The following is a 5514-nucleotide window of genomic DNA, read 5'->3' as shown; positions in this document are numbered from 1 at the left end:
ACGACACCTTCCCGCTGTGGTACGCGCAGGAGGTCGAGGGCGTGCGGCAGGACGTGACGGTGATCGTGATGTCGTACCTGAACACCGACTGGTACACGCGCCAGCTCCGCGACCTGAGCCGGCCGTGCAGGACGCCGGACGAGTGGAAGGCCGACCCCACGCGCATCATCTGCCAGCGGCCGTTCGTGCCCACGGCTACGACGGCGTTCTACGGCAACCCGGCTAAGCCGCGCAAGGCGATCCTGGACCTGAACGACCAGGAGATCCTGGGCATCGCCAGCACGCCGGTGATGCCGCTGCAGCAGGACGTGGTGTTCAGCGCCCGCGGCATCGAGGCGCACCTTCCGGCGGGCACCGAGCTGCTGCCGGCGCAGATCTTCGCGCTCAACCTCATCAAGTCCGCCTGGGGCGACCGGCCGGTGTACTTCGCGGCCACCACCAACGCGCACAACGAGCTTGGGCTGGGGCAGAACGTGGTGCGGCAGGGCGTGGCGTACAAGCTGATCACGCCGCAGGAGGCCGCCGGGTTCACGCCCATGCCGCAGAACACGCAGTACGCCCGCATCTACGGCGCCTACATGGACACGGGGCGGACTCGCGCGCTGCTGGACAAGACGTTCCAATACCACGACCTTGTGCACCGCCCGCACTGGGCCGACGACGCCACGCGCGGCATCCCCACGTACTACGGCTATGCGTACCTCTCCCTCGCCCAGGCCGAGGCGCAGAAGGGCGACACCGTGCAGGCCAACCGCGACTACAACATGGCCGAGAACTGGATGAAGCTCTCGGAGCGGTAGGTTCCGCACGGCCTTTCGGCAGATGAACGGCAGGAATGACGAAGGCCCGTCTCGCGAGAGGCGGGCCTTCGTTGCTTGCACTGGTGTCAGCGCTGCTTCCGCCGAGATTCCGATGCGCGCTTGTCGTGGTCCGGCTTGGTGGCTTCGCGACTCGCGTCGATCTGCACGCGGGCGACGCTCATCCGGCGAAGGATCTCGTCACTCTCTTCATTCCAGATGTCGCGCCGGTTGCCGATCATCAAGATCCAGACTTCCCGCGAGGGTTTCTCCACGTGATAGACGATGCGGAGATGCGAAGCCTTGAGCTTGTACAACGGATAAAGCGGAGAACGCAGCAGCGCTCCGTACTGCTCGGGGTCGGCCTTCAGCTTCTTCTCGATGACTGTCCGCGCTAGGGACAGCGCAGCATGGCCCACCTCGCGGAGGTCGGCGCTCAATATTCCCTCGGCGAAGCGGATGCGCCAAGGTCCAGCTGCACCACCCGGCTCCGCGGAGATTCGACGCGGTGGTGCCGGATCACCCTTACGACGTCCCATACTCGGCGAAGGGGGGCGTTGTCAAAGACCTGCCTTCGCCCAGAACTCGTCTTCGTCCAGCAGTTTCTGCTTTCCTGCGCGGATTTCGGCGAGGCGGCGGGAAGAGACCTCCACCAACTCCCGGTCTGCTAGCGCCTCGTCCAGAATCTCCATCATCTCCGGACCGATGATTCCACCAACCAACTCACCGTCGCTGGTCACAAACACCCGGGAGGTGCGCGCCTCTTCGAAGATGGTCTTCAAGTTGCGCCGAACTTCGCTGGTGGTTGCGACCGTGGCCTGAGACCCTTTGATCTTAAGCATCGCCCGACCCTTGCTTGTGTGTACGTTTACCAGTACACGATAAGTATACACAGATTCAGCTAGCCGTCAAACCGAGACCAGGTGCAGGCAATCGTCAGTCCGCGGCGAGCTCGGCTTCCGGCATCTCTTCGCCGGAGAAGGAGTGCTCGCGGACGATGGAGGTGCCGGCGCGCTCGTCGTAGTCCACGCGGAGGACCTGGTCCAGGCTCTCGCGGATGCCTTCGATGTGGGTGATGAGGATCACCTGCTCGAAGCGGTCTTCCAGGTGGTGGAGAAGCTGGACGACGTTGTCGCGGCGCGCCACGTCGAGCGACCCGAACACCTCGTCGAGGATAAGGAGCGAGAGTGGGTGGCCGGCGCGCTCCGCGATCATCTGAGAGAGCGAGAGGCGCAGGACGAGGTTGGCCACGTCCTCCTCGCCGCCGGAGATGACGGGCTTCTCCTCGCCCTCGTCGAGCACGAGGATGTTGTAGCCGTCGTCGATCTCCATCGCCGTGTAGCGTCCGTCCGTGAGCTGCGCGAGGAAGGCGGATGCGATCTCGGAAAGCTCCGGGCGCACCTGGGAGTTCAGCTCGGAGCGAAGCTCGGTGTACGCCAGGTCCAGCTCCTCGTGGTAGCGCAGGTCGGTCTCGCGCTCCTCGGCCTCGCGGGCCCGCTCGCGGTACTGCTCCTCGGCGCGGCGGGCGGCCTGGAGGCCCGGCTCGGCGGCACTCACCTGGCCGCGAAGCTCGGTGGCCCGGAGCTCGGCCGCGCGCCTGGCCTCGCCCGCGGCGTTGTACTCGTCGCGCAGGGCAATGAAGGCGGGCTCGGAGAAGCCCAGCGCGGCGGTTTCCGTCGCGGCGGCCGTGGCGCGGGTGACGGCGGCGGCCTCGCGCGCGGCGGCGTCGGTGCGGTCACGCTCGCGGGCGGGGCGGCGGGCGGCCGTCTCCTCCAGCCGCGCGGCCTGCGTCTCCACGCGGCGAAGCTCCTTCAAACGCGCGTCGGCCTGGGCGTGCAGCGCCGCGTCGTAGCCCGAGGGGATCGTCTCCAGCTCGGCCCGAAGCTCGCCGCGCCGAGTCTCACGCTTGGCGCGCTCGGCCTGGAGGGTCTTCAGCTCCTGCACGGCGGCCTCGCAGCGCGTGTGCTTGCGGGCGCGGTCGTCCACCTGCTCCACGAGCGACTTCAGCCGCGTCTCCAGCTCTGCGACCTCTTCGGGCTTCGCGTCGAGCTGCTCGGCGCGGCTGTTCCACCACTTGCCGTCCTGCACCACCGTCACCCACTGGTCCTCCAGCTCTTCCAGCAGGCGCTCGTAGTCGTCGCCCACCGGCCGGCCGCAGGTGGGACACTTCCCCTCGGCCCCGAGCTCGCGGATGTTGCGGATCTGCTCCTTCAGCTCCACGCCGCGGTCGCGGTACGCCGTCAGCTTGGTCTGCGCGTCCTGCCGGTCGCGCAGCCACGCCGTCTTCCGCTCTTCCAGCTCCGCCTCGACTGACGAGCGGTCGGCGCGCAGGGCGTCCAGCTCGCCGGCATACCGCTTCTCCAGATCCGGCGCGCTCTCCAGCTGCGCCAGGCGCTCGCGCGAGCGCTCCAGCTCCGCCTCCATCTCCGCCAGTTGCGAGACCAGCGCCTTGCGACGCTCGTCGCGGCGCGCCATCTCCGCCAGCCGCTCGCACTCGGTGGCCGCCCCGGGAAGGTCCGCGAGGCGGGCGCGCAGCGGCGCAAGCTCCGTCTCCGCTTGCGCGATGGCGGCAAGCTCCGTGTCCGCGCGAGCCAGGTCGCGCAGAGCCTCGTCGCGCTCGCGGGCGGCGGTTTCGGCAGCATGGGCGAGCTCGCGATGGCGGTCGCGAGCGCGGCCGGCCTCTTCCCATCTGGGAAGCAGCGCGCGCTCCGCCGCAGCAGCATCGTCCGTGGCGGCGGTGGCGGCCTTCATCGCCGCGAGCGCATCTCCCACCCGCCGTTCCGCCGCCAGCCGCTCGGTCACCAGGACTTCGATGTCGCCCAGCGCCGCCCGCAGGCCTTTGATCTCGCTGCGAAGCTCGCTGCGCCGCGCCCGCGCCAGGTCCTGCGCCCGCCGCAGCCGCTCGTATCCAAGCACCTGCGACAGGAAGCGCCCGCGCTCCGTGCCACCCATGGTGGCCAGGAAGGCGAGCTCCTTCTGCCCGGTGAAGTAGGTGTTGAAGAACTCCTCGCGGCTCATCCCCAGCCGCTGCTGGAGGAACGCAGTCGATCCCCCCAGCGTCGTCGCGACGGGAGCGAGCCCGCCGTCCAGGAAGACCTCGGCATTGGAGAGCGTGCGGACCACGCGGTACTCGTGGCCCCCAAGCGCGAACTCCAGCTCCACCTCCACGCGCGCCCTGTTGCCGGCGCGGGCGAACCGGATGGTGTCGTTCGTCCCTCGTGCCGCCGCCGAGCCGTAGATGGACCAGGCGATCGCTTCGAGGATGGTGGACTTGCCCGCGCCGTTGGGACCGATGATGCCGGTCAGCCCCGGCCGGAACTCGATACGGGTGTCGGCGTGCTGGCGGAAGTTGCGCAAGCGCAGCGAGATGAGGCGCATGCGTCAGCCCTCCTCGGCGCGGCGGACGTACTCGGTGCCCAGAGCGACCAGCCGCTCGCGCTCGATGCCCGCGGCGGTCGGCGTCCAGTGGCTCTCCAGGAAGCCCGCCACCTGCTCCGCCAGCGTCTGCCTGCGCACCGGGGCGCCAGACGCGGCGCGGCGGCGCACTTCGGGCGGGCGCACGTCCAGGTGGAAGTGCAGCGCCTCGGCCTTCCACTCGCGGATGCGCTTGTGGTTCAGCTCGCGCACCACGTGGCGCGGCATGTCGGCCACGACCAGGCGGACGATCTTCGCCCCGATGCCGCCCGGAACGCGCTCGACGGCCGCGCGGATGCCCTCGTCCACCTCCGCCGCCGTCATACCGCGGGCGGAGATGCGGGGCAGGTCCACCACCGCGCGCGTCTCGACGGGATGGAAATCCGCCCGCTTCGTCTGCGTGTCGAAGAGGAGGAAGCCCTTCTCGCCCTGCTCCTGCCAGATGTTGGTGGACGTGCGCTCGATGGCGCCGGCGTACCACATGTTCGGCGCCAGGTCCGTGGCGATGTGGTAATGGCCGAGCGCCACGTAGTCCCACCGCTCCGGCCCGATGGCCGTGTCCTCCACGATCGCGCCGCCGTACTCGCTGACGTAGCGGATCTTCTCCTCCGCCACCTTGCCGCCCACCGTGCCGTGCAGCATCAGCACGTTGTGCTTCGCGGCCGGGTCGGGCTGCATCGTCACCACATCTTCCGTCGCCAGCGAGTTGTGCGGCATGCACAGCACGGCGGTGTCGATGGATGGCAGATGCACGGGCCGGCAGTCCTCCGCCACGACCGTGACGCCGTCGATCTCGCGGAAGAGGGCGAGGATGTTGCCCGTGTCGGACGAGCGCGGCGAATCGTGGTTGCCCGCGATCATCACCACGGGCACGCCGGGCAGGCTCTCGGTGAGCACGCACAGCTGCCGGAAGGCGTCGGCGATGGCGGTGTTGGAGGGGCGCACGGTGTGGAAGACGTCGCCCGCCACCAGCACCAGGTCGGGCCGCAGGTCCACCACGCGCGCGACGGCGCGGCGGAACGCGTCGGCCACGTCGGCCTCGCGCACGTTCACGCCGCGCGGGGTAACGCGGTGGTAGGCGCGGAAACCGAGGTGCAGGTCGGCCAGGTGTGCGATCTTCACGTGCGCGGGCGGCGGATGTTCGGAGACGGGGCGGCGGAAGGGTTCCGCGGCCTTCGGGAATCGTACGGCGCCGGGCGCGGCGGTGCAACACGCGGCGCCCGCCTGGCATGCGGCGCGGTGGGAGGGGCGGGAGCGGCCGCGCGTCTGCGCCGCCATCATCCGCTTTCAACCCACGAGGGTT

The 5514-nt window shown here is 69.5% G+C and carries 5 protein-coding genes; 1 reads left to right on the top strand and 4 read right to left on the bottom strand.

Features of this window, described 5'->3' with window-relative positions; all coding sequences use genetic code 11:
• A partial coding sequence (locus VFE05_16515; GenBank protein HET6231679.1) for a hypothetical protein occupies window positions 1-800 on the top strand: 800 nt, incomplete at its 5' end.
• An 86-nt stretch (window positions 801-886) separates the two neighbouring features.
• Here the strand turns inward: VFE05_16515 and VFE05_16510 are convergent.
• The 4 genes from VFE05_16510 to VFE05_16495 form a co-directional block, all read right to left on the bottom strand.
• Window positions 887-1237, bottom strand: coding sequence for a hypothetical protein (locus tag VFE05_16510; protein ID HET6231678.1), 351 nt, complete (start codon window positions 1235-1237; stop codon window positions 887-889).
• Between the two features lie 120 nt (window positions 1238-1357).
• A complete protein-coding gene (locus tag VFE05_16505; GenBank protein ID HET6231677.1) occupies window positions 1358-1639 on the bottom strand; it encodes a hypothetical protein in 282 nt (93 codons plus the stop codon).
• Between the two features lie 94 nt (window positions 1640-1733).
• Window positions 1734-4175, bottom strand: coding sequence for an SMC family ATPase (locus tag VFE05_16500; protein ID HET6231676.1), 2442 nt, complete (start codon window positions 4173-4175; stop codon window positions 1734-1736).
• Window positions 4176-4178: 3 nt separating this feature from the next.
• The gene (locus VFE05_16495) at window positions 4179-5333 is read right to left on the bottom strand and encodes an exonuclease SbcCD subunit D (GenBank protein ID HET6231675.1); all 1155 of its coding nucleotides are present in this window, start codon (window positions 5331-5333) and stop codon (window positions 4179-4181) included.
• Between the last annotated feature and the right edge of the window lie 181 nt (window positions 5334-5514).

The organism is Longimicrobiaceae bacterium, assembly GCA_035696245.1.
In the GTDB taxonomy this organism is placed as follows: domain Bacteria; phylum Gemmatimonadota; class Gemmatimonadetes; order Longimicrobiales; family Longimicrobiaceae; genus DASRQW01.
Note: the sequence above shows the minus strand (reverse complement) of the source record. Positions and strands in the feature narration are given on the sequence as shown.

Excerpts from the sequence above, each read along its gene's own strand:
- VFE05_16500 (HET6231676.1), bottom strand. The coding sequence starts at position 4,175 with ATGCGCCTCATCTCGCTGCGCTTGCGCAACTTCCGCCAGCACGCCGAC.
- VFE05_16505 (HET6231677.1), bottom strand. The coding sequence starts at position 1,639 with ATGCTTAAGATCAAAGGGTCTCAGGCCACGGTCGCAACCACCAGCGAA.